Source organism: Lelliottia sp. RD5, assembly GCF_056032945.1.
Genome location: NZ_JBVYHQ010000006.1, coordinates 53,287 through 75,279 on the forward strand (window position 1 = coordinate 53,287; position 21,993 = coordinate 75,279).

At 53.9% G+C, this 21,993-nt stretch carries 21 protein-coding genes and 1 other annotated feature; of the genes, 15 read left to right on the top strand and 6 right to left on the bottom strand.

Translation table 11 applies throughout. The features are described from left to right. Positions 1 to 40: 40 nt before the first annotated feature. A complete protein-coding gene (ettA, locus tag AC0LWE_RS17435; protein ID WP_012015962.1) occupies positions 41 to 1,708 on the bottom strand; it encodes an energy-dependent translational throttle protein EttA in 1,668 nt (555 codons plus the stop codon). A gap of 227 nt (positions 1,709 to 1,935) precedes the next feature. Here ettA and sltY point away from each other — a divergent pair, with 227 nt between their 5' ends. Both sltY and trpR read left to right on the top strand, forming a co-directional pair. Continuing rightward, positions 1,936 to 3,873: a murein transglycosylase gene (gene sltY, locus AC0LWE_RS17440; protein ID WP_202668147.1), complete on the top strand. Its 1,938-nt coding sequence runs from the start codon at positions 1,936 to 1,938 to the stop codon at positions 3,871 to 3,873. Positions 3,874 to 3,935: 62 nt separating this feature from the next. Next, positions 3,936 to 4,265, top strand: a complete 330-nt coding sequence (trpR, locus tag AC0LWE_RS17445; protein ID WP_059180189.1) for a trp operon repressor — start codon at positions 3,936 to 3,938, stop codon at positions 4,263 to 4,265. On the opposite strand, the gene yjjX is transcribed toward trpR, so the two are convergent. Continuing rightward, a complete protein-coding gene (yjjX, locus tag AC0LWE_RS17450; RefSeq protein WP_219347077.1) occupies positions 4,256 to 4,771 on the bottom strand; it encodes an inosine/xanthosine triphosphatase in 516 nt (171 codons plus the stop codon). The two genes, trpR and yjjX, sit on opposite strands and share 10 nt — an antisense overlap. A gap of 50 nt (positions 4,772 to 4,821) precedes the next feature. Here yjjX and gpmB point away from each other — a divergent pair, with 50 nt between their 5' ends. Next, on the top strand, positions 4,822 to 5,469 hold the full coding sequence (gene gpmB / locus AC0LWE_RS17455) for a 2,3-diphosphoglycerate-dependent phosphoglycerate mutase GpmB (protein WP_219347076.1): 648 nt from the start codon (positions 4,822 to 4,824) through the stop codon (positions 5,467 to 5,469). Here gpmB and robA read toward each other — a convergent pair. Further along, positions 5,466 to 6,335 carry an MDR efflux pump AcrAB transcriptional activator RobA gene (gene robA / locus AC0LWE_RS17460; protein ID WP_219347075.1) on the bottom strand — a complete coding sequence of 290 codons (870 nt, stop codon included), beginning with the start codon at positions 6,333 to 6,335 and terminating at the stop codon, positions 5,466 to 5,468. The genes gpmB and robA overlap by 4 nt on opposite strands. A gap of 211 nt (positions 6,336 to 6,546) precedes the next feature. Between robA and creA the strand changes: the two genes are divergently transcribed. From creA to creD, 4 genes are read left to right on the top strand one after another with little or no spacing between them, the layout of a single operon-like run. Then, a complete protein-coding gene (gene creA / locus AC0LWE_RS17465; protein ID WP_219347074.1) occupies positions 6,547 to 7,017 on the top strand; it encodes a protein CreA in 471 nt (156 codons plus the stop codon). 14 nt (positions 7,018 to 7,031) lie between these two features. Then, on the top strand, positions 7,032 to 7,721 hold the full coding sequence (creB, locus tag AC0LWE_RS17470; protein WP_174342609.1) for a two-component system response regulator CreB: 690 nt from the start codon (positions 7,032 to 7,034) through the stop codon (positions 7,719 to 7,721). Continuing rightward, on the top strand, positions 7,721 to 9,145 hold the full coding sequence (creC, locus tag AC0LWE_RS17475; protein WP_219347073.1) for a two-component system sensor histidine kinase CreC: 1,425 nt from the start codon (positions 7,721 to 7,723) through the stop codon (positions 9,143 to 9,145). The genes creB and creC overlap by 1 nt, the downstream gene beginning before the upstream one ends. 57 nt (positions 9,146 to 9,202) lie before the next feature. After that, positions 9,203 to 10,567 carry a cell envelope integrity protein CreD gene (gene creD, locus AC0LWE_RS17480; RefSeq protein WP_219347072.1) on the top strand — a complete coding sequence of 455 codons (1,365 nt, stop codon included), beginning with the start codon at positions 9,203 to 9,205 and terminating at the stop codon, positions 10,565 to 10,567. A gap of 47 nt (positions 10,568 to 10,614) precedes the next feature. Here creD and arcA read toward each other — a convergent pair whose 3' ends face one another. After that, positions 10,615 to 11,331, bottom strand: coding sequence for a two-component system response regulator ArcA (gene arcA, locus AC0LWE_RS17485; RefSeq protein ID WP_006174002.1), 717 nt, complete (start codon positions 11,329 to 11,331; stop codon positions 10,615 to 10,617). A gap of 95 nt (positions 11,332 to 11,426) precedes the next feature. Between arcA and yjjY the strand changes: the two genes are divergently transcribed. The 7 genes from yjjY (at position 11,427) to AC0LWE_RS17520 (ending at position 18,207) form a co-directional block, all read left to right on the top strand. After that, a complete protein-coding gene (gene yjjY, locus AC0LWE_RS17490) occupies positions 11,427 to 11,567 on the top strand; it encodes a YjjY family protein (RefSeq protein WP_042998021.1) in 141 nt (46 codons plus the stop codon). Between the two features lie 399 nt (positions 11,568 to 11,966). Next, complete coding sequence (locus tag AC0LWE_RS17495) at positions 11,967 to 12,653, top strand: tRNA/rRNA methyltransferase (RefSeq protein ID WP_202665574.1); 687 nt, start codon at positions 11,967 to 11,969, stop codon at positions 12,651 to 12,653. Between the two features lie 210 nt (positions 12,654 to 12,863). Next, positions 12,864 to 12,932, top strand: a complete 69-nt coding sequence (thrL, locus tag AC0LWE_RS17500) for a thr operon leader peptide (protein ID WP_107704209.1) — start codon at positions 12,864 to 12,866, stop codon at positions 12,930 to 12,932. Further along, positions 12,871 to 12,989: a sequence feature (Thr leader region), on the top strand. It overlaps the preceding gene by 62 nt. Positions 12,990 to 13,013: 24 nt before the next feature. Further along, on the top strand, positions 13,014 to 15,476 hold the full coding sequence (thrA, locus tag AC0LWE_RS17505; RefSeq protein WP_202668152.1) for a bifunctional aspartate kinase/homoserine dehydrogenase I: 2,463 nt from the start codon (positions 13,014 to 13,016) through the stop codon (positions 15,474 to 15,476). A gap of 1 nt (position 15,477) precedes the next feature. Further along, positions 15,478 to 16,407, top strand: coding sequence for a homoserine kinase (gene thrB / locus AC0LWE_RS17510; protein ID WP_059180180.1), 930 nt, complete (start codon positions 15,478 to 15,480; stop codon positions 16,405 to 16,407). 3 nt (positions 16,408 to 16,410) lie between these two features. Continuing rightward, positions 16,411 to 17,697, top strand: coding sequence for a threonine synthase (gene thrC / locus AC0LWE_RS17515; protein ID WP_059180179.1), 1,287 nt, complete (start codon positions 16,411 to 16,413; stop codon positions 17,695 to 17,697). Positions 17,698 to 17,910: 213 nt separating this feature from the next. Beyond that, a complete protein-coding gene (locus tag AC0LWE_RS17520; protein WP_059180178.1) occupies positions 17,911 to 18,207 on the top strand; it encodes a DUF2502 domain-containing protein in 297 nt (98 codons plus the stop codon). A 125-nt stretch (positions 18,208 to 18,332) separates the two neighbouring features. Here the strand turns inward: AC0LWE_RS17520 and yaaA are convergent, their stop codons facing one another. Both yaaA and AC0LWE_RS17530 read right to left on the bottom strand, forming a co-directional pair. Next, positions 18,333 to 19,106, bottom strand: coding sequence for a peroxide stress protein YaaA (yaaA, locus tag AC0LWE_RS17525; protein ID WP_202668154.1), 774 nt, complete (start codon positions 19,104 to 19,106; stop codon positions 18,333 to 18,335). 66 nt (positions 19,107 to 19,172) lie between these two features. Further along, on the bottom strand, positions 19,173 to 20,603 hold the full coding sequence (locus tag AC0LWE_RS17530; protein WP_202665570.1) for an alanine/glycine:cation symporter family protein: 1,431 nt from the start codon (positions 20,601 to 20,603) through the stop codon (positions 19,173 to 19,175). 374 nt (positions 20,604 to 20,977) lie between these two features. On the opposite strand from AC0LWE_RS17530, the gene tal reads away from it, so the two are divergent. Further along, positions 20,978 to 21,931, top strand: coding sequence for a transaldolase (tal, locus tag AC0LWE_RS17535; protein WP_059180175.1), 954 nt, complete (start codon positions 20,978 to 20,980; stop codon positions 21,929 to 21,931). Positions 21,932 to 21,993 lie beyond the last annotated feature (62 nt).

Sequence of the window (21,993 nt, forward strand, 5' to 3'; positions counted from 1 at the left end):
AACAGACTAAAAACGGCAACCGAAGTTGCCGTTTTGTTTTTTACTTGGAGATACGTTTGTACTTGATACGCTTCGGCTCCAGCGCGTCTGCGCCCAGCGTGCGTTTCTTGTACTCTTCGTATTCGGTGAAGTTTCCTTCGAAGAACTCCACTTTACCTTCATCCTGATAGTCCAGAATGTGGGTCGCTACGCGGTCAAGGAACCAACGGTCGTGCGAGATAACCATTGCACAGCCCGGGAACTCCAGCATGGCGTTTTCCAGCGCACGCAGGGTTTCGATGTCCAGGTCGTTGGTCGGTTCATCGAGCAGCAACACGTTACCGCCAACCTGCAGCAGCTTCGCCAGATGCAGACGACCACGCTCACCACCGGACAGTTCGCCGACGCGTTTACCCTGATCCACACCCTTGAAGTTGAAGCGGCCAACGTAGGCGCGGCTTGGCATCTCGGTGTTGCCGATACGCATGATATCTTGCCCGCCGGAGACTTCTTCCCAGACGGTTTTGCTGTTATCCATTGAATCACGGAACTGATCAACGGAGGCCAGTTTCACGGTCTCGCCAAGCGTAATCGTGCCGCTGTCAGGCTGTTCCTGACCGGACATCATGCGGAACAGCGTTGATTTACCCGCGCCGTTCGGGCCGATGATCCCGACAATTGCGCCTTTTGGCACGGAGAAGCTCAGGTCGTCAATCAGCAGGCGATCGCCGTAGGATTTACGCAGGTTGTTCACTTCAACGACTTTATCGCCCAGACGTGCTCCTGGTGGGATAAACAGTTCGTTGGTTTCGTTACGTTTCTGGTATTCGGAACTGTTCAGTTCTTCAAAGCGAGCCAGACGGGCTTTACCCTTAGACTGACGGCCTTTTGCACCCTGACGAACCCACTCCAGCTCTTTCTCAATCGACTTACGACGAGCCGCTTCCTGAGAAGCTTCCTGCGCCAGGCGCTGATCTTTCTGCTCCAGCCAGGAGGAGTAGTTGCCTTCCCACGGAATACCTTCACCGCGGTCAAGCTCCAGAATCCAGCCTGCTACGTTATCGAGGAAGTAACGGTCGTGGGTGATTGCCACGACGGTGCCTTCGAAGTCGTGCAGGAAGCGCTCAAGCCACGCCACGGATTCCGCATCCAGGTGGTTGGTTGGTTCGTCGAGCAGCAGCATGTCTGGCTTTTCCAGCAGCAGACGGCACAGCGCGACGCGGCGGCGTTCACCACCGGAGAGTTTTTCAACTTTCGCGTCCCAGTCCGGCAGACGCAGGGCATCGGCCGCACGCTCCAGCTGTACGTTCAGGTTGTGACCGTCGTGCGCCTGGATAATTTCTTCAAATTTACCCTGTTGCGCCGCGAGCTTGTCGAAATCAGCGTCCGGCTCAGCGTACTTCGCGTACACCTCATCCAGACCTTTCAGCGCGTTAACCACTTCAGAAACGGCTTCTTCGATGGATTCACGTACCGTGTGTTCCGGGTTTAGCTTCGGTTCCTGCGGCAGATAACCGATTTTAAGACCAGGCTGTGGGCGAGCTTCACCTTCGATATCGGTATCGATGCCCGCCATGATGCGCAGCAGGGTGGACTTACCGGCACCGTTGAGACCCAGAACACCGATTTTTGCGCCCGGGAAGAAGCTCAGCGAGATATTTTTCAGAATATGACGTTTCGGCGGAACAACTTTGCCGACACGATGCATGGTATAAACGAATTGAGCCACGTGGACTTCGCCTCTTTTATAGTAGAGAAAATAGAATTCAGCTGCGAAGTGTAGCCTTTTTCAGTGGCTAATCCCAGCCAGGAACTCCGGGAGTGTTAAAACGCGCAAGAAAGGTAAAAAAGTGTCCGCAGCGTGGCGCGTTGTGGTACTCCTGGTTAGCATAAGTGAATGACATTTTTGACGTGGCAAGACGCTACAACTGAAATCAACAATATGAAGGAGAGCTTGTGGAAAAAGCCAAACAGGTGGTCTGGCGTCTGCTGGCTGCCAGCGTGTGCGTGCTGACGATAAGCAACGCCGCGCGAGCTGATTCACTGGATGAACAACGTAACCGCTATGCACAAATCAAGCAGGCGTGGGATAGCAAACAGATGGATACCGTGCAGGCCTTGATGCCCACGCTGAAAGATTATCCTCTGTACCCGTATCTTGAATATCGTCAAATCACTGACGATCTGATGAACCAGCCGACGGTCACCGTCGCGAATTTTATACAGGCAAACCCAACGCTGCCGCCCGCCCGCACGCTGCAATCACGTTTTGTGAACGAGCTGGCGCGACGTGAAGACTGGCGCGGTTTGCTGGCGTTCAGCCCGGATAAACCGGGAACGACGGAAGCGCAATGTAACTACTACTATGCCAAGTGGAATACCGGCCAGGCCGAAGAGGCGTGGAACGGCGCGAAAGAACTGTGGCTGTCGGGTAAGAGTCAGCCGAATGCCTGTGATTCACTGTTTGGCGCATGGCGCGCGTCCGGTAAACAGGATCCGCTGGCCTATCTTGAGCGCATCCGTCTGGCGATGAAAGCGGGCAATACGCGCCTGGTCACGACGCTCGCGGGGCAAATGCCGTCCGACTATCAAACCATTTCCACCGCCGTGATCCAGCTGGCGAACGATCCCAATTCTGTCATGACGTTTGCCCGTTCAACGGGTGCGACCGATTTTACCCGCCAGATGGCCGCTGTGGCCTTTAGCAGCGTGGCACGCAATGACGTTGAAAATGCCCGGTTGATGATCCCGCAACTGATGCAGGTGCAGCAGCTAAATGACGATCAAACCCAGGAGCTGCGCGATATCGTGGCGTGGCGTTTGATGGGGACGGACGTCACCGATGAGCAAGCGCGCTGGCGTGACGACGCGATTATGCGCTCAAATTCCACTTCGCTGGTGGAACGTCGGGTGCGTATGGCGCTGGGCACAGGCGATCGCCGTGGCTTAAACACCTGGCTATCACGTCTGCCAATGGATGCGAAAGAGAAAGACGAATGGCGCTACTGGCAGGCTGATTTGCTGATGGAGCGCGGCCGCGAAGGTGAAGCGAAGGAGATCCTCCATTCTCTGATGCAGCAGCGCGGTTTCTATCCGATGGCAGCGGCGCAGCGACTGGGCGAAGAGTATCAGCTTAAAATCGACAAAGCGCCTGCGAACGCCAGCCCGGCACTGGTTCAAGGACCGGAAATGGCGCGCGTGCGCGAGCTGATGTACTGGAATATGGATAATACCGCGCGCAGCGAATGGGCTAATCTGGTCACCAGCCGCACGACGGATGAAAAGGCCCAGCTCGCACGCTATGCCTTTGATAATCGATGGTGGGATCTGAGCGTGCAGGCGACGATCGCCGGTAAGCTGTGGGATCATCTTGAAGAGCGTTTCCCGCTGGCCTACAAAGATCTGTTCGATCGTTACACCAGCGGAAAAGACATTCCGAAGAGTTATGCGATGGCGATTGCCCGTCAGGAGAGCGCCTGGAATCCAAAAGTACGCTCTCCGGTGGGGGCCAGCGGCCTGATGCAAATCATGCCCGGCACCGCGACGCATACGGTGAAGATGTTTAATATTCCAGGCTACAGCAGCCCTTCACAGCTGCTGGAGCCGGAGACCAACATCAATATCGGTACTCGCTATTTGCAGTACGTTTATCAGCAGTTTGGTGAGAACCGCATTTTCGCCTCGGCAGCGTATAACGCCGGGCCTGGACGCGTGCGCACCTGGCTGGGTAACAGTGCCGGACGCATTGACGCCGTGGCGTTTGTCGAGAGCATTCCGTTCTCTGAAACGCGCGGCTATGTGAAAAATGTGATGGCGTATGACGCCTACTACCGCTACTTCATGGGGCAGAAAGATACTCTGATGAGCGATGCGGAGTGGCAGCGACGTTACTGATTGGCGTGGGTTGTGTTATGCTGTACTCGTCAAAGAGTACAATGGAAAAACGGCGGCATAACATGACCCAGAATTCCCCTTATTCATCGGCGATGGCCGAACAGCGTAATCAGGAGTGGCTTCGCTTTGTGGAGCTGCTTCGCCAGTCCTATGAACAGGATCTGCATTTACCCCTGATGCAGTTGATGCTCACGCCCGATGAACGTGAAGCGTTGGGCACGCGGGTGCGCATTATTGAAGAATTACTACGCGGTGAGATGAGTCAGCGCGAGTTGAAAACCGAGCTGGGCGCGGGCATTGCGACAATCACCCGCGGGTCTAACAGCCTGAAATCTGCACCGGTTGAACTGCGTCAATGGCTGGAATCAGTACTGCTGGGCGTTCAGCGATAAATCGCGTTGTGAAACGGACTTAACGCCAGAATAACAGCCTGATGGTACACGCTTGAACGCGTCAGTGCGCCAGCGGTAAACACGCCGATGGCTCCCTCTTTGCGGCCAATTTCATCAATGCCGGTGTAGCGTGACATCACCGGGCCGAGGGCTTCTCCTGCCCGTACTTTTTCCAGAATGATGGCGGGCAACGGCAGCGTTGCGGAACGGGCTTCTCCACGCTGCTCGCGGTTTTCAATCACTACCCAGCTAAACGTTGCGCCTTCGTCAATTCCCGCTTCAATCGCCACCCAAAAATCGGCTGCAGGGCGCAGCGCTTTTGCATTGATAACGCGATTTCGTGCGCCAGCCCGCGTTTCCTCACTGCCAAACGGCTGTTCAGGGACACCGCTCTCGACGGCGACAGCATCGATATGGCAGGATCCTTCGCCGAAGATCTCCTCAAATGCTCTTAGAATTGCCTGAATTTTGGCAGGATTGGTGGTAGCGGAGACAACCTGGTGCATAATTAAGCTCAGTTTAAAAAAAATTCATCGCAGTATAACGGAAAAATAGCATGTTACAGGTTTACCTTGTTCGCCACGGTGAAACGCAGTGGAACGCCGAGCGACGTATTCAAGGGCAGTCAGACAGTCCTCTCACCGCCAAAGGTGAGCAACAAGCGCGGCAAGTGGCGGAACGTGCCAGAACACTGGGCATCACGCACATCATTGCCAGCGATCTCGGTCGTACCCAGCAAACGGCACGCATTATTGCCGACGCCTGTGGTTGCGACATCATTCTCGATCCGCGTCTGCGCGAACTCGACATGGGCGTGCTGGAAAAGCGCCATGTTGATTCTTTGACTGACGAGGAAGAGGGCTGGCGTCGTACGCTGGTGAACGGTACGGAAGATGGCCGCATTCCTGATGGTGAATCCATGCAGGAGCTGAGCGTACGCGTGCAGGCGGCTCTGGGAGATTGCCTGAAGTTGCCGGAAGGCAGTCGTCCGCTGCTGGTAAGTCACGGTATCGCGCTGGGTTGCCTGGTCAGTACGATTCTTGGATTGCCAGCCTACGCGGAGCGCCGTTTGCGTCTGCGCAACTGTTCTATTTCCCGCATCGACTATCAGGAGAGCCCATGGCTTGCGTCTGGTTGGGTGGTGGAAATGGCAGGGGACATCTCGCATCTGGACGCCCCTGCGCTGGATGAGCTACAGCGCTAGCGGCGAATCGGAACCAGGTATTCCATACGCAGATCGATTGGGCGTTCTTCCGGCTTCACATCGCTGGCCGGAAAGTAACGCTCAATGTCCTGACCTTTACGGCGGTTCAGATTCAGCATTGGCATGCAGGTTCCGTAAACGGTCAGGATGAATTCCTGAACGCCGGTGCCCAGTCCTTCATAGGTGAACATCACGTAGTCACCGCCTTCGATCACTACCGGTTTCGATCCCTGAATATAGCCATTGGCCATTTCTGGGGTGAGTGCGGTGGTGTAAAACACTTCCTGTTCGTCGTCTTTTTCCTGGCTTGGATGCGTCTGGTTCAGACCATACAGCAGTGGTGGAATGGCCGGCGCGTGGCTCAGGAAATCGCGCCAGAACTGCACTCGCATCTGATGACGGAATTCGGAAATCTGCTCCAGCGAACAGGTGTAGCTTTGCGTTGTGCCGATCAGGTGCGTTTCTGGCAGGGTGATAAACTCGTGTTTCGGCATGGCGAATTCACCCAGACGCAGCGGCGGACGCATGCCAAACGAGCTCCAGTCGGGCGAGCGGCGATAGAGCGCAGGCGTCAACGAGAACTGTTTTTTAAAGGCGCGGGTGAACGTTTGCTGCGAGTCAAAACGGTATTGCAGGGCAATATCCAGAATCGGACGTGCCGTCAGGCGCAGAGCGACGGCAGATTTTGACAGTCGACGCGCGCGAATGTAGGCACCGATAGCATGACCGGTGACATCTTTGAACATCCTTTGCAGATGCCACTTGGAATAGCCTGCTTTTGCCGCCACATTATCCAGTGACAATGGCTGGTCCAGATGACCTTCCAGCCAGGTAAGCAGATCGCGAATAATTCCAGCCTGATCCATATACTATCCTCATCCTTAAAACAGCAGGTGCCTGATAACAGGGTAGCGGATAATAGCATTTTTTGATGTTTTAGCATTCAGTGTTTTTTTTGCGCATTCATGCTTTTTGCCGCACATTATCGGGATGAATTTTATAATCCTGTGATCTTGCTAGGTTTTTATCTGGATTATTGAATAATCGCTTAATGCAATTTTAAAGAATGGTAACAATATGAAATACAAGACATTGATCTTCACCGCGCTGATGGTATTAGTCGGGCGCACCGCGCTCGCAGAAGAAGTTGGCTCCGTTGACACCGTATTTAAAGTGTTTGGCCCGGATCATAAAATTGTCGTCGAAGCGTTTGACGATCCCGACGTCAAGAACGTCACGTGCTACATCAGTCGCGCTAAAACGGGCGGCATTAAAGGTGGGCTTGGTCTGGCCGAAGATACTGCTGATGCCGCGATTTCCTGCCAGCAGGTGGGGCCGGTGGAATTAAGCGACAAAATCAAAAACGGTAAAACGCAGGGCGACGTCGTGTTCCAGAAACGCACCTCTCTGGTGTTCAAAAAACTCCAGGTCGTGCGTTTTTACGATCCGAAGCGCAATACGTTAGCCTATCTGGCGTACTCGGATAAAGTGGTCGAAGGATCGCCGAAAAACGCGCTGAGCGCAGTACCGATTATGCCGTGGCGTTAATGCAGGGAATCACGATGCAGCAACCGTTGATTTGGCTGGTTGAAGATGAAAGTAGCATTGCCGAGACGCTCATTTATATGCTTTCTCAGGAAGGATTCGCCGTGAAAGCCTTTGAGCGTGGGCTTCCGGCGCTGGATGAAGCGCGCCGGCAGGCTCCGGCGCTGGCCATTCTTGACGTGGGGCTGCCGGATATCAGCGGTTTTGAGCTGTGTCGTCAGCTTCTGGCGCAGCATCCCTCGCTGCCGGTGCTGTTTCTCACGGCCCGGAGTGATGAAGTGGATAAACTGCTGGGCCTGGAAATGGGGGCGGATGACTACGTCGCTAAACCCTTTTCACCCCGCGAAGTGTGCGCACGTGTCAGAACCATTCTACGACGAATGCAAAAGTCCGCTGCGCCTTCTGACATCGTTCGTATTGGTCAATTTGAACTTAACGAGCCTGCGGCGCACATCAGCTGGTGCGGTCACGCTTTGCCGCTCACACGGTATGAGTTTTTACTGCTGAAAACCCTTCTGAACGCGCCTGGCCGCGTTTTTTCTCGCCAGCAGTTGATGGACAAAGTGTGGGGCGATGAGGGCGATAGTTTTGATCGTACGGTCGATACCCATATCAAAACCCTGCGTGCCAAGCTGCGCGCCGTCAATGCCGAACTTTCACCCATCAGTACCCACCGCGGAATGGGCTACAGCCTGGGATTATACTGATGCGCATCGGTATGCGGTTGTTATTGGGCTATTTCCTGATTGTGGCGATTGCGGCATGGTTTGTGCTGTCGATATTTGTCCAGGAAGTGAAGCCAGGCGTGCGCAGGGCAACGGAAGGCACGTTGATTGATACTGCCACGCTTCTGGCACAGGTCGGGCGTGACGATTTGCTGTCAGGCTCTGCACATAATGGCCGACTGGCGCAGGCTTTCTCGCAGCTTCATCAGCGTCCGTTTCGCGCCAACATTGGCGGCATCCATAAAGTGCGCAACGAATATCATGTTTACATGACGGACGCACAGGGCAGGGTGGTGTTCGATTCGTCCGGCAAAGCGCTCGGCGAAGATTATTCGCGCTGGAACGATGTCTGGCTTACGCTGCGTGGCGACTATGGTGCGCGTAGCACGCAAATTAATCCTGACGATCCGCAAAGCACCGTGATGTACGTCGCCGCACCGATTATCGACCACGGAAAGATTATCGGCGTGTTGTCGGTGGGCAAGCCAAACAGCGCGATGGCGCCGGTTATCCATCGCAGTGAGCGCCGCATTTTATGGGCTGGCGCGGCGCTACTGAGTATCGCCCTGTTGATTGGGCTGGTGGTAGCGTGGTGGATAAATCGCTCAATCAGTTCGCTGTCGCGCTATGCCGATTCGGTGACGACGGATACTCCACTGCCGCTGCCCGATCCGGGAAGTAGCGAATTGCGTAAGCTCGCACAGGCGCTGGAAAACATGCGCATTCGCCTCGAAGGCAAAAATTATATTGAACACTACGTTCACGCGCTGACCCACGAATTGAAAAGCCCGCTGGCGGCCATTCGCGGTTCGGCTGAAATCCTGGCAGAACAGCCACCGCCGCAGGTGGCCGCGCGTTTTGTCGATAATATTCTGGTGCAAAATGCACGCATGCAGTCGCTGGTTGAGAAGCTCCTCGAGCAGGCGCGGCTGGAGAATCGCGTGGAGATCACGCCGAGCCATGTGGATATCGATGCCCTGTTTACACGTTTGAGCGCGGCGCGCGCGGCGTTACTCGCCGCCAAAAATATCACCCTGACCTTGAAAAATTGTTTAAAGGCAGTCGAAGGCGACGAGGATTTACTCGAACATGCGCTCGGTAATCTGCTGGACAATGCGCTCGATTTTACGCCCGAAGGGGGACACATTGAGCTTGCCGCCCGTGAGGTGCATAAAAAAGTGCAACTGAGCGTCACCGATAGCGGCAGCGGTATTCCTGAGTACGCACATACCCGCATCTTTGAGCGCTTTTATTCGCTCCCGCGTGAAAATGGGCTGAAAAGCAGCGGTCTGGGTCTGGCCTTCGTTCAGGAAGTTGCCCGTCTGCACCACGGCGATATTCAGCTTCGTAACCGCGAAGAAGGCGGTGTCGCGGCGTTACTGACACTTCACCGTCCCTTCACATAACTTCAAACTGACCGCACATAGCCTCGTTATCCTCCTTTTATCACAAAGGAGAAGGTCATGAAAAAATCCCCCCTGTTCTGGAAAGTCAGCACCCTGATTGGGTGCATCCTGCTGTTGCTCGTTCCGTTGTTTATGGTGAGTAACCTGATTTCGGATCGCGCCAGCTATCGCGACGACGTGGAAGATACGCTACGACAAAGCACCAGCGGGCCGCAGCAGCTTACCGGGCCGCTTATCGCCATCCCGGTAACCGAGATTTACTACAAAATTGAGGATAAAAAAGAGGTCGAACATAAGCGCAGTTATCTGCATTTTGTGCTGCCGGAATCCCTGGTCATCGACGGAAATCAGCAGGTGCAATCCAGGAGCATCGGTATCTATGACGGACAAATCTGGACCACCGATCTCAAACTCAAAGCGCAATTTAATACTGAAAAGCTGACGCGCTTAAAAGGCGAAACGATCACCCTTGGACAGCCATTTATTGTGGTCGGTGTGGGCGATGCGCGCGGGATCGGCGCGGTAAGTATCTCGAAAATCAACGGCGAAGCGCTAACTGTTGAACCCGGTTCTGGTGTTTCGGGCGAATTGCCGGGCATTCATATTCCGCTGAATGAAAATCACCTCGCGATGAAGACCCTTGCGCTGGACATGTCGCTGAGCCTTAACGGGACGGGCAGTTTTTCCGTCGTCCCGGTCGGGCGTAACAGCGAGCTAACGCTACGCAGTAACTGGCCGCATCCCGGTTTTATGGGTGATTACTTACCGGTTCAGCGCGAAATTAGCGCATCGGGTTTCCAGGCGCAGTGGAAAAGCAGCTGGTTTGCTAACAATCTTGAGAGCCTGTTTGGCGATCAAAATCAGCCTGAGTGGCGACATGTTCCAGCTTTTAGCGTGACCGTGGCGACGCCTGCCGACCAGTATCAACTGACCGACCGCGCCATCAAGTATGCCATTTTGCTGATCGCCCTGACGTTTATGGCGTTTTTTGTCTACGAGACCTTAACCCATCTTCGTCTTCACCCAATGCAGTACCTGCTGGTTGGGCTGTCGCTGGTGCTGTTTTATCTGGTTTTGCTGGCGCTGTCAGAACACGTTGGATTCACGCCCGCCTGGATTATCGCAAGCCTGGTCGGCGCAATGATGAATGGGGTGTATTTGCAAGCGGTGCTTGAAGGCTGGAAGCGCAGTGCGGTGTTTATCCTGGCACTGTTAGGACTTGATGCGGTGATGTGGTTCTTGCTGCGCTCGGAAGACAGTGCGCTGCTGTTGGGGTCGGCCGTACTGGCGATTGCATTGTTTGCGGTGATGTATCTGACGCGTCACTTTGACTGGTATTCGCTTTCACAGTCAAAACGTAATCCACCAGACGGTGGCTCGCTAAATAACACGGATGATGAGGCTTTACGGATCTGGAAATAAAAAAAACGGCGCGTTAAGCGCCGTTTTTTACTGCGTTGAATGCGGGATTATTCCTGCAGATCGCCGCAGAAACGGTAACCTTCGCCATGGATCGTGGCGATGATTTCTGGCGTATCCGGCGTGGATTCGAAATGTTTACGAATACGACGGATAGTCACATCAACAGTACGGTCGTGCGGCTTCAGCTCACGGCCGGTCATTTTCTTCAGCAGTTCTGCGCGGGACTGAATCTTGCCCGGATTTTCGCAGAAGTGCAGCATGGCGCGGAATTCACTGCGCGGCAGCTTATACTGTTCACCGTTCGGGCTAACCAGCGAACGGCTATTAATATCAAGTTCCCAGCCGTTAAATTTGTAGCTGTCGACGCTACGGCGCTCTTCGCTCACCGTACCCAGATTCATGGTGCGGGAAAGCAGATTGCGTGCACGAATGGTCAATTCACGCGGGTTGAATGGCTTGGTGATGTAGTCATCAGCGCCGATTTCCAGACCGAGGATTTTATCAACTTCATTGTCACGGCCCGTCAGGAACATTAACGCCACATTCGCCTGTTCACGCAGTTCGCGTGCCAGAAGAAGGCCGTTTTTACCTGGCAGGTTGATGTCCATGATGACCAGATTGATATCATTTTCTGACAGGATCTGATGCATCTCTGCGCCGTCGGTCGCTTCAAAGACATCGTAGCCTTCTGCTTCGAAAATGCTCTTTAACGTGTTGCGTGTTACCAACTCGTCTTCAACGATAAGAATGTGCGGGGTCTGCATGTTTGCTACCTAAATTGCCAACTAAATCGAAACAGGAAGTACAAAAGTCCCTGACCTGCCTGATGCATGTCACAAATTAACATGACCGGCGTAACGTGACTAAAGTACGTAATTGCGTTCTTGATGCACTTTCCATCAACGTCAACAACATCATTAGCTTGGTCGTGGGTAGTTTCCCTCTGGACCCGACAGTGTCAAAAACGGCTGTCATCCTAACCATTTTAACAGCAACATAACAGGCTAAGTGACACCGGACACCCAATAAAACTACGCTTCGTTGACATATATCAAGTTCAATTGTAGCACGTTAACAGTTTGATGAAATCATCGTATCCTATTGCTAGCCTTTGTCACAAATTTTCAATAAACCAATTAGTTGCAGGTATTGATTAATAAACAACGCGAATCCAATTCGAAAAAGCTATCAATACAGGTATTATCATTAATAAACATACGGATAAGCAATATCTGTTAACATTTTTACCAATAATTCACCCACTGAACAGTTTAACGTTTTTAATTTATAGTGAAACGTTATTTCGGTGATTTGTGTTGCAATTTTGTAAATTCGTGCCGCGTAATATGTTGAGGTGGATCACACTTTCACCCGCTAACTGGTTAATAAGAGAACATAAATGCACTTGTCGATAGTGCTGGTTTCCCCAGCAAGAGCAGAGAATATTGGCGCCGCCGCGCGCGCGATGAAGACGATGGGATTCAACGATTTGCGGATCGTGGCGAGCGAAGCACACCTTGAACCTGCCACGCGCTGGGTGGCGCACGGATCGGGTGAAATTATTGATAATATAACCACTTACGCGACGCTTGCCGACGCGTTGCATGATATTTCCTTCACCGTCGCGACGACCGCGCGCAGCCGGGCGAAATTTCATTACTACGCTACGCCCGCTGAACTGGTGCCGATGTTAACGGAAAAAAGCGAATGGATATCGAAAGCGGCGCTGGTGTTTGGCCGTGAGGATTCGGGCCTCACAAATGAAGAACTGGAGCTCGCCGATGTTCTGACCGGCGTGCCGATGGTCGCGGATTACCCGTCGCTCAATTTGGGCCAGGCGGTGATGGTCTATTGCTATCAATTAGCATCTTTAATGCAAACTGCCGCGCCTGCGTCGAGCAGCGTTGATGAAAACCAACTGCGTGCGTTACGTGTTCGCGCAGACGCGCTTCTGTCGCAACTGAATGTCGCGGACGATCAAAAAATGGTGGAGTGGTTACACCAGCGGTTAGGGCGTCTTGAGCAGCGAGACACCGCCATGCTGCACCGATTGCTTCATGATATTGAAAAAAAATTGGCAGAGTAAAATTCTAGTATTTTAATTTAATATGGTTTATGAGTCGGATTATAAGGGTTTTGTCTGGTCTTATCTGGATGAAAATAAACGGCAAGCAGCGTGACTGAGAAGATGCGTAAATTGTGATCAAATTAGAAATTTATTGACTTAGGATACCGAATCCCTTAACCCTTAGGGATACAGGACAGACAGATAATAACGACAGAGAACACAACATCCATGAATCGCGTTAGCACCACCACCATTACAACAACCATCATCATTACCACAGGTAACGATGCGGGCTGACGCGTAACAGGAAAAACAGAAAAAAGCCCGCACCTAAACAGTGCGGGCTTTTTTTTCGGCTAAAGATTATGAGGTAATACCATGCGAGTCTTGAAGTTCGGCGGTACATCAGTGGCAAATGCAGAACGTTTTCTGCGTGTTGCCGATATCCTGGAAAGCAACGCCAGGCAGGGGCAGGTCGCAACCGTGCTTTCTGCCCCGGCAAAAATCACCAACCATCTGGTGGCGATGATTGAAAAAACCATCGGTGGTCAGGATGCCCTTCCGAACATCAGCGACGCCGAACGTATTTTCACCGAACTGCTTCAGGGGCTGGCTGATTTGCAGCCAGGTTTCCCACTCGCACCGTTAAAAGCATTTGTTGAGCAAGAGTTCGCTCAAATTAAACATGTTCTGCACGGTATCAGCCTGCTCGGCCAGTGTCCGGACAGTATCAATGCCGCGCTGATTTGCCGTGGCGAAAAGCTCTCTATCGCCATCATGGCTGGCCTCCTCGAAGCGCGCGGTCACAAGGTGGCGGTGATTGATCCGGTCGAAAAACTGCTGGCCGTTGGACATTACCTCGAATCTACCGTGGACATTGCCGAATCCACGCGCCGCATTGCCGCAAGCAAAATTCCTGCGGATCACATGATTTTAATGGCGGGCTTTACCGCCGGTAACGAGAAAGGCGAGCTGGTGGTGCTGGGCCGTAACGGTTCTGACTATTCAGCCGCCGTGCTGGCTGCCTGTCTGCGCGCCGATTGTTGCGAGATTTGGACTGACGTCGATGGCGTCTATACCTGCGATCCGCGTCAGGTGCCGGACGCAAGACTGCTGAAATCAATGTCGTATCAGGAAGCGATGGAACTGTCGTATTTCGGCGCTAAAGTCCTCCATCCCCGTACAATTTCTCCCATCGCTCAATTCCAGATCCCGTGCTTAATCAAAAATACCGGTAATCCGCAAGCGCCGGGTACGCTGATTGGCGCCAGCCATGATGAAGACGATTTGCCCGTCAAAGGCATCTCTAACCTCAATAACATGGCGATGTTCAGCGTTTCCGGACCCGGCATGAAAGGCATGGTCGGCATGGCGGCGCGCGTATTTGCTGCGATGTCACGCAACGGCATTTCGGTGGTGCTGATCACTCAATCCTCTTCCGAATACAGCATCAGCTTCTGTGTGCCGCAGGCGGATTGCCTGCGTGCCCGCCGTGCCCTGGAAGAAGAGTTCTATCTGGAACTTAAAGAAGAACTTCTGGAGCCGCTGTCGATTCAGGAACGTCTGGCGATCATCTCCGTGGTAGGCGACGGCATGCGCACTCTGCGCGGTATTTCCGCCAAGTTCTTTGCTGCACTGGCTCGCGCCAATATCAATATTGTGGCCATTGCGCAGGGCTCTTCCGAGCGTTCGATTTCGGTGGTGGTGAGTAACGACGATGCCACTACTGGCGTGCGCGTTACCCATCAGATGCTGTTCAACACCGATCAGGTTATCGAAGTGTTTGTGATTGGCGTTGGCGGCGTGGGTGGTGCGTTACTGGAACAAATTAAGCGCCAGCAAGGTTGGCTGAAGAAAAAACATATCGATCTGCGCGTGTGCGGCCTGGCGAACTCAAAAGCGCTGCTCACCAACGTTCACGGGCTGAATCTGGAAAGCTGGCAGGCAGAGCTGGCTGAAGCCAAAGAGCCGTTCAATCTGGGTCGTCTGATTCGTCTGGTGAAAGAGTATCACCTGCTTAACCCAGTGATTGTCGATTGTACTTCTCATCAGGCGGTGGCCGATCAGTACGCTGATTTCCTGCGCGAAGGCTTCCATGTGGTGACGCCGAACAAAAAGGCCAACACCTCGTCAATGGATTATTACCATCAGCTGCGCACCGCCGCCAGCAAATCGCGCCGCAAGTTCTTATACGATACCAACGTGGGTGCGGGTTTACCGGTCATCGAGAACCTGCAAAACCTGCTGAATGCGGGTGATGAACTGCAGCGTTTCTCCGGCATTCTCTCTGGCTCGCTGTCGTTTATCTTCGGCAAGCTGGATGAAGGCATGAGCCTGTCAGAAGCGACCTGCGCCGCGCGTGAGCTTGGTTATACCGAACCAGACCCGCGTGACGATCTGTCCGGTATGGACGTGGCGCGGAAGCTGCTGATCCTCGCGCGTGAAACCGGGCGCGAGCTGGAGCTTTCTGACATCGTTATCGAACCCGTGCTGCCAGCAGGATTTGATGATAGCGGCGATGTCGCGTCATTTATGGGCCGTTTGTCGCAGCTTGACGATGACTTTGCCGCTCGCGTAGCGAAAGCCCGTGATGAAGGCAACGTATTGCGCTATGTTGGCAATATTGAAGACGACGGCGTGTGCCGCGTAAAAATTGCTGAAGTGGACGGTAACGATCCGCTATTCAAAGTCAAAAATGGCGAAAACGCCCTCGCGTTTTACAGCCACTATTATCAGCCATTGCCGCTTGTGCTTCGCGGCTACGGCGCAGGGAACGATGTCACTGCAGCGGGCGTGTTTGCCGATCTGCTCCGTACCCTGTCATGGAAGTTAGGAGTTTAACATGGTCAAAGTTTATGCCCCGGCTTCCAGCGCCAATATGAGCGTCGGATTTGATGTGCTGGGTGCGGCGGTTGCGCCGGTCGACGGGTCGCCGCTGGGCGATACGGTAACGGTTGACGCCGCCGACAGTTTTAGCCTCACGAATGTGGGCCGTTTCGCCAGCAAGCTGCCGCCCGAACCGCGCGAAAATATTGTTTATCAGTGCTGGGAGCGTTTTTGTCAGGAAATTGGCAAGAACGTGCCCGTCGCGATGACGCTTGAAAAAAGCATGCCGATTGGTTCCGGTCTCGGTTCCAGCGCCTGTTCAGTCGTTGCTGCACTGGTGGCGATGAACGAATATTGCGGCAAACCGTTGAATAACAACCGCCTGCTGGCGCTGATGGGCGAGCTGGAAGGGCGTATCTCCGGCAGCATTCATTACGATAATGTCGCACCGTGCTTCCTCGGCGGTATGCAGCTGATGATCGAAGAGAACGGCATTATCAGCCAACAGGTGCCTGGTTTTGACGAGTGGCTGTGGGTGCTGGCATACCCGGGCATTAAAGTGTCGACCGCCGAAGCGCGTGCGATTTTACCCGCGCAGTACCGCCGTCAGGATTGCATCGCGCACGGTCGTCATCTGGCAGGCTTCATTCACGCCTGTTATACCCGTCAGCCTGCGCTGGCGGCGAAACTGATGAAAGACGTCATCGCTGAGCCGTACCGCACCAAACTTTTGCCGGGCTTCACTGAAGCGCGTCAGGCATCGCTGGATATTGGCGCGCAGGCGTGCGGCATTTCAGGCTCCGGCCCGACGCTGTTCGCATTATGCGATAAGCCTGATACCGCGCAGCGCGTGGCGGACTGGCTGGCGAAAAACTACCTGCAAAATCAGGAAGGCTTTGTTCATATTTGCCGGCTGGACACGGCAGGCGCACGAGTACTGGGATAATTGATGAAACTCTACAATCTGAAAGATCATAACGAACAGGTCAGCTTCGCGCAGGCTGTGACTCAGGGCCTGGGCAAAAATCAGGGGCTGTTCTTCCCGCACGACTTGCCGGAATTTAGCCTGACTGAAATCGATGAAATGCTGAAGCAGGATTTTGTCAGCCGCAGCGCCAAAATCGTCTCCGCATTTATTGGCGATGAAATTCCGCAAGCTGAGCTGGAAGAGCGTGTTCGCGCGGCGTTTGCGTTCCCGGCTCCGGTAAAATCGGTTGAGCCGGATATCGGCTGTCTGGAGCTGTTCCACGGCCCAACGCTAGCGTTTAAAGACTTTGGCGGCCGCTTTATGGCGCAAATGCTGACGCACATCAGCGGCGATAAACCGGTAACTATCCTGACTGCGACGTCCGGTGACACTGGCGCGGCTGTGGCTCACGCGTTTTACGGTCTGAAAAACGTGCGCGTGGTGATCCTCTATCCGCAGGGCAAAATCAGCCCGCTGCAGGAAAAACTGTTCTGTACGCTGGGCGGCAACATTGAAACCGTCGCTATCGACGGTGATTTTGATGCTTGTCAGGCGCTGGTGAAACAGGCGTTTGATGACGAAGAGCTGAAAGTGGCGCTGGGCTTAAACTCCGCCAACTCCATTAACATCAGCCGCCTGCTGGCGCAGATTTGCTACTACTTCGAAGCGGTCGCGCAACTCCCGCAGGAAGCGCGTAATCAGCTGGTGATCTCCGTCCCAAGCGGTAACTTTGGCGACCTGACTGCAGGTCTGCTGGCGAAATCCCTCGGTTTGCCAGTCAAGCGTTTTATCGCCGCCACCAACGCCAATGATACGGTTCCCCGTTTCCTGAAAGACGGCAAATGGACGCCAAACGCGACCAAAGCGACCCTCTCTAACGCGATGGATGTGTCACAGCCGAACAACTGGCCGCGTGTAGAAGAGCTGTTCCGCCGCAAAATCTGGCGTCTGAGCGATCTGGGTTATGCCGCCGTTACCGACGAAACCACCAAAGCGACGATGCGCGAGCTGAAAGCGGTGGGGTACATCTCTGAGCCGCATGCGGCGATTGCGTACCGCGCGCTGCGTGACCAGCTCAATCCAGGTGAATACGGCCTGTTCCTCGGCACTGCGCATCCGGCGAAATTTAAAGAGAGCGTCGATGAGATTCTGGGTGAATCGCTGCCGCTGCCAAAAGAGCTGGCGGACCGTGCCGATCTGCCGTTGCTGTCTCACTCTTTGCCTGCGGATTTTGCCGCGTTGCGTAAGCTGATGATGACGCGCGGATAGTTTTATCACGCGATGATTCAGGCCGGAGGATATCCGGCCTTTTTTATGTCCAAATACGGAGAAAATAAGGAGAGATCGTGTGGGGAAAAAGCAGGAATTCCCAATAAATGCGCCCACGTAGAGAATAGGATTGCAGAGGATAACAACCCGCATACTCCTCGCGTAATCTCCTTTCATCGGCCCGCGTTGGGCAAGAATGAGAAGGAGTACCCGATGTCTAAACTGAAACCTGCTTTGCTTGCACTTTCACTGATGCTGGTGGCTCCCACGGTTGTGCAGGCAGCCGACATCACGCTAGTACCCGCCGTAAAATTACAGATTGGCGATCGAGACGATCGGGGTCACCACTGGGATGGCGGCCGCTGGCGCGACAATGACTGGTGGAAATCGCATTACGAGTGGCGAGATAACCGCTGGCATCCGCATGACGGTCACCGCGATCGTCATGATAATCGCCGTGATAAACATCATGACGATCGTGGACACGGTCCGGACTGGAAGCATCGCTGATTGTTCTGCTTCCTCTCTCCCTAAAAGGGGCGTGAGGGAAAACGGGCGCTGAATTGTTTCTCAGTATTGCATCGTGGCAAAAAGCCCCTCTCCCTGTGGGGAGAGGGTTAGGGTGAGGGACTGAATTACTGCTCGTGGCGCTTAAACACCAGCTCACCTTTCTCGGACGCTTCGCCGTCAAAGAAATAGCCTTCACTGTTAAATGCGGCGAGTTGCTCAGGTTTTGTCAGACGATTTTCAATGATGTAACGGCTCATCAGCCCGCGTGCTTTTTTGGCGTAGAAGCTGATGACTTTGAATTTGCCATTTTTCTCGTCGAGGAAGACGGGCTTAATAATCTCCGCATTCAGCTTTTTCGGCTTCACGGACCGGTAATATTCATCGGATGCCAGGTTGATGACGATATTGTCACCCTGGGCTTTCAGCGCGTCGTTAAGCTTCTCTGTGATGATATCGCCCCAGAAATGGTACAGATCTTTGCCTTTGGCATTTTCCAGGCGGATGCCCATCTCAAGACGGTACGGCTGCATCAAATCCAGCGGGCGCAGCACGCCGTACAGACCCGATAACATGCGCAGATGCTGCTGGGCGAAATCAAAATCGGCCTCGCTGAATTCTTCGGCCTGCAAGCCGGTGTACACGTCACCTTTGAACGCGAGGATCGCCTGACGGGCATTTTTCGGCGTGAAATCCGGCTGCCAGTCGTGGAAACGGGTGGCATTGAGATCGGCGAGTTTGTCGCTGATGCTCATCAACTTGCCGATTTGCGGGGCGGAGAGTTTGCGCGCCTCGCGAATCAGCTGTTGTGAATGCTCCAGCAGTTCGGGCTGGGTATAGCGCTCGGTGGCGAGCGGGCTCTGGTAATCGAGCGTTTTTGCAGGTGAAATCAGAATCAGCATAACCAGTCCTTGCAGGAAATTTAGTGCGACTTTAGCAAAAAATCCGCTTCAGTTGATCGATGGCTGCTATTGCCGTGGCAAATCATCCCAGGTGCCCGGCGCAATTTGTGACTTGATGTCGGGGTAACGAGCCGCGTCAAACACCGGTTTTAGCCCCAGCTTACGCTGGCGTAAATAGTCGCTGGCGATAAGCGCGACAACCGGAGACAGCAGCAAAATGGCCGTCAGGTTAGTGATCGCCATCAGCGCCATAATCACGTCCGCCAGTTGCCAGACCAGCGGTAGGCTCAGCATCGACCCGACCAGCACCATTCCCGCGATCCCAACCCGCAGCAGCCATAACGCTTTGCGCGAATCAAAACGCAGAAAAATCAGGTTAGTTTCAGCATAAATATAATTGGCGACAATTGAGCTGAACGAAAACAGGATCACGATAAGCGACACAAAGCCTGCGCCCCAGCCACCGGCAAGATTCACCAGCGCCTGCTGAACAATCTGAATACCTTCTGGACTGCGGGTATGCGTTACAGGGCCCGCGAGCAGCACAATCATGGCGCTGGCGGAGCAGATAATGATGGTGTCGACGAATACGCCAATCATCTGCACGATACCTTGTGCGGCAGGGTGCGGGGGCCATGAGGCCGCTGCGGCAGCGGCATTCGGTGTGGAACCCATACCGGCTTCGTTAGAGAACATGCCGCGCTGAAAACCCGCCGTCAGCGCCTGGCTCAGGGTATATCCCAGCGCACCGGCTGCGGCTTCTCGCCAGCCGAAAGCGGCTTTGAAAATGGTGGCGATCACATCCGGAAGCTGGTCAAGATGCATGGCGGTAACGACCAGACTGGTGCTGACCCACAACAGCGCAATCACCGGCACCAGCCACTGCATCAGGCGCGCAATGCCTTTGATGCCTGTCACGATGACCAGCAGGGTCGCGGCAGCCAGCATCGCGCCGGTTATCCATTCCGGGAAATCAAACGCGTAGCGCAGAGCGTGCGCCACCGAGTTGGCTTGTACCGTGTTGAAAATAAGACCATAAGCGATGAGTAGCAAAACAGAAAACAGCACGCCCATCCAGCGCATACCCAGGCCGCGCGACATATACCAGGCCGGGCCACCGCGAAACTGACCGTGCCGATCCCGCTCTTTGTAGAGCTGCGCCAGCGAGCATTCGGCAAACGACGTCGCCATTCCGATAAGCGCCGTGACCCACATCCAGAACACGGCACCCGGGCCGCCTGCGCCAATGGCTAACGCGACACCCGCCAGATTACCGCTGCCAACGCGGGCGGCGAGGCTGGTGCAGAGCGCCTGAAAAGAGGTTAATCCATCGGGTTGCGGGGTGACGCTGTTTTTCAGACTTTTGCCAAACTGGCGAATATAGCGAAATTGAATAAAACCGCTGCGTACCGTGAACCATATTCCGGCTCCCAGCAGCAAATAGATCATCACTGAGCCCCACAGGACCTCATTGATAAAGGAAAAGAAATCAGGCATTAACGTCCCTCTTGTTGATGCCACTGCTTACCCGTCATACTTCGAGCCGCAGGTGCGTTGGCTGCGCTCGTTCACCCCAGTCACTTACTCAATGTAAGCTCCAGGGGATACGCTCGCTTGCCGCCTTCCTGCAACACGAATTATTTTGAGTAAGTACAAATCGAGAGCCTGTTGTTAATTAGCAGGCTGTTAATATTCGGAGTTTATCATACTATCCGTTAGCGCACTGTCTGCGGTTGCGCTGCTATTCCGTCGTGTTATCATCAGGGCAGACCGGTTACATCCCCCTAACAAGTAAACCTGTCATTTTTCCGTTGCTGGCATGCTGTCGGTGGCGTGAATTATCCAGGGCACGTAAAAAGAGAAAGACTATCATGACGGATAAATTGACCTCCCTTCGTCAGTTCACCACTGTCGTAGCTGACACCGGAGATATCGCGGCAATGAAGTTGTACCAGCCGCAGGATGCCACAACCAACCCTTCTCTGATTCTTAACGCCGCACAGATTCCTGAGTACCGCAAACTGATCGACGAAGCTGTCACCTGGGCGAAAGGCCAGAGCAACGATCGTGCGCAGCAGGTTGTGGACGCGACTGACAAACTGGCTGTAAACATCGGTCTGGAGATCCTGAAACTGGTTCCGGGCCGTATTTCTACCGAAGTTGACGCACGTCTGTCCTACGACACCGACGCGTCAATCGCCAAAGCCAAACACCTGATCAAACTGTATAACGATGCTGGCATCAGCAACGATCGCATTCTGATCAAACTGGCATCCACCTGGCAGGGCATTCGCGCTGCAGAACAGCTGGAAAAAGAAGGCATCAACTGTAACCTGACGCTGCTGTTCTCCTTCGCTCAGGCGCGTGCTTGTGCTGAAGCCGGCGTGTACCTGATTTCTCCGTTCGTGGGCCGTATCATGGACTGGTACAAAGCCAACACCGACAAGAAAGAGTTCGCACCAGCGGAAGATCCAGGCGTGATTTCCGTGAGCGAAATCTACCAGTACTACAAACAGCACGGCTATGAAACCGTCGTTATGGGCGCAAGCTTCCGTAACGTGGGTGAAATCATCGAGCTGGCTGGCTGTGACCGCCTGACCATTGCCCCTGCACTGCTGAAAGAGCTGGCAGAGAGCGAAGGCGCGCTGGAGCGTAAACTGTCTTACACCGGTGAAGTGAAAGCGCGTCCAGAACGCATCACTGAATCCGAGTTCCTGTGGCAGCACAACCAGGATCCAATGGCTGTAGACAAACTGGCGGACGGTATCCGTAAGTTTGCTGTTGACCAGGAAAAACTGGAAAAAATGATCGGCGATCTGCTGTAATCATTCTGCGTGACCGGGCCTCCGGTCACGCGACTTCTTTCATACCCTGTCTGAATTCCCCC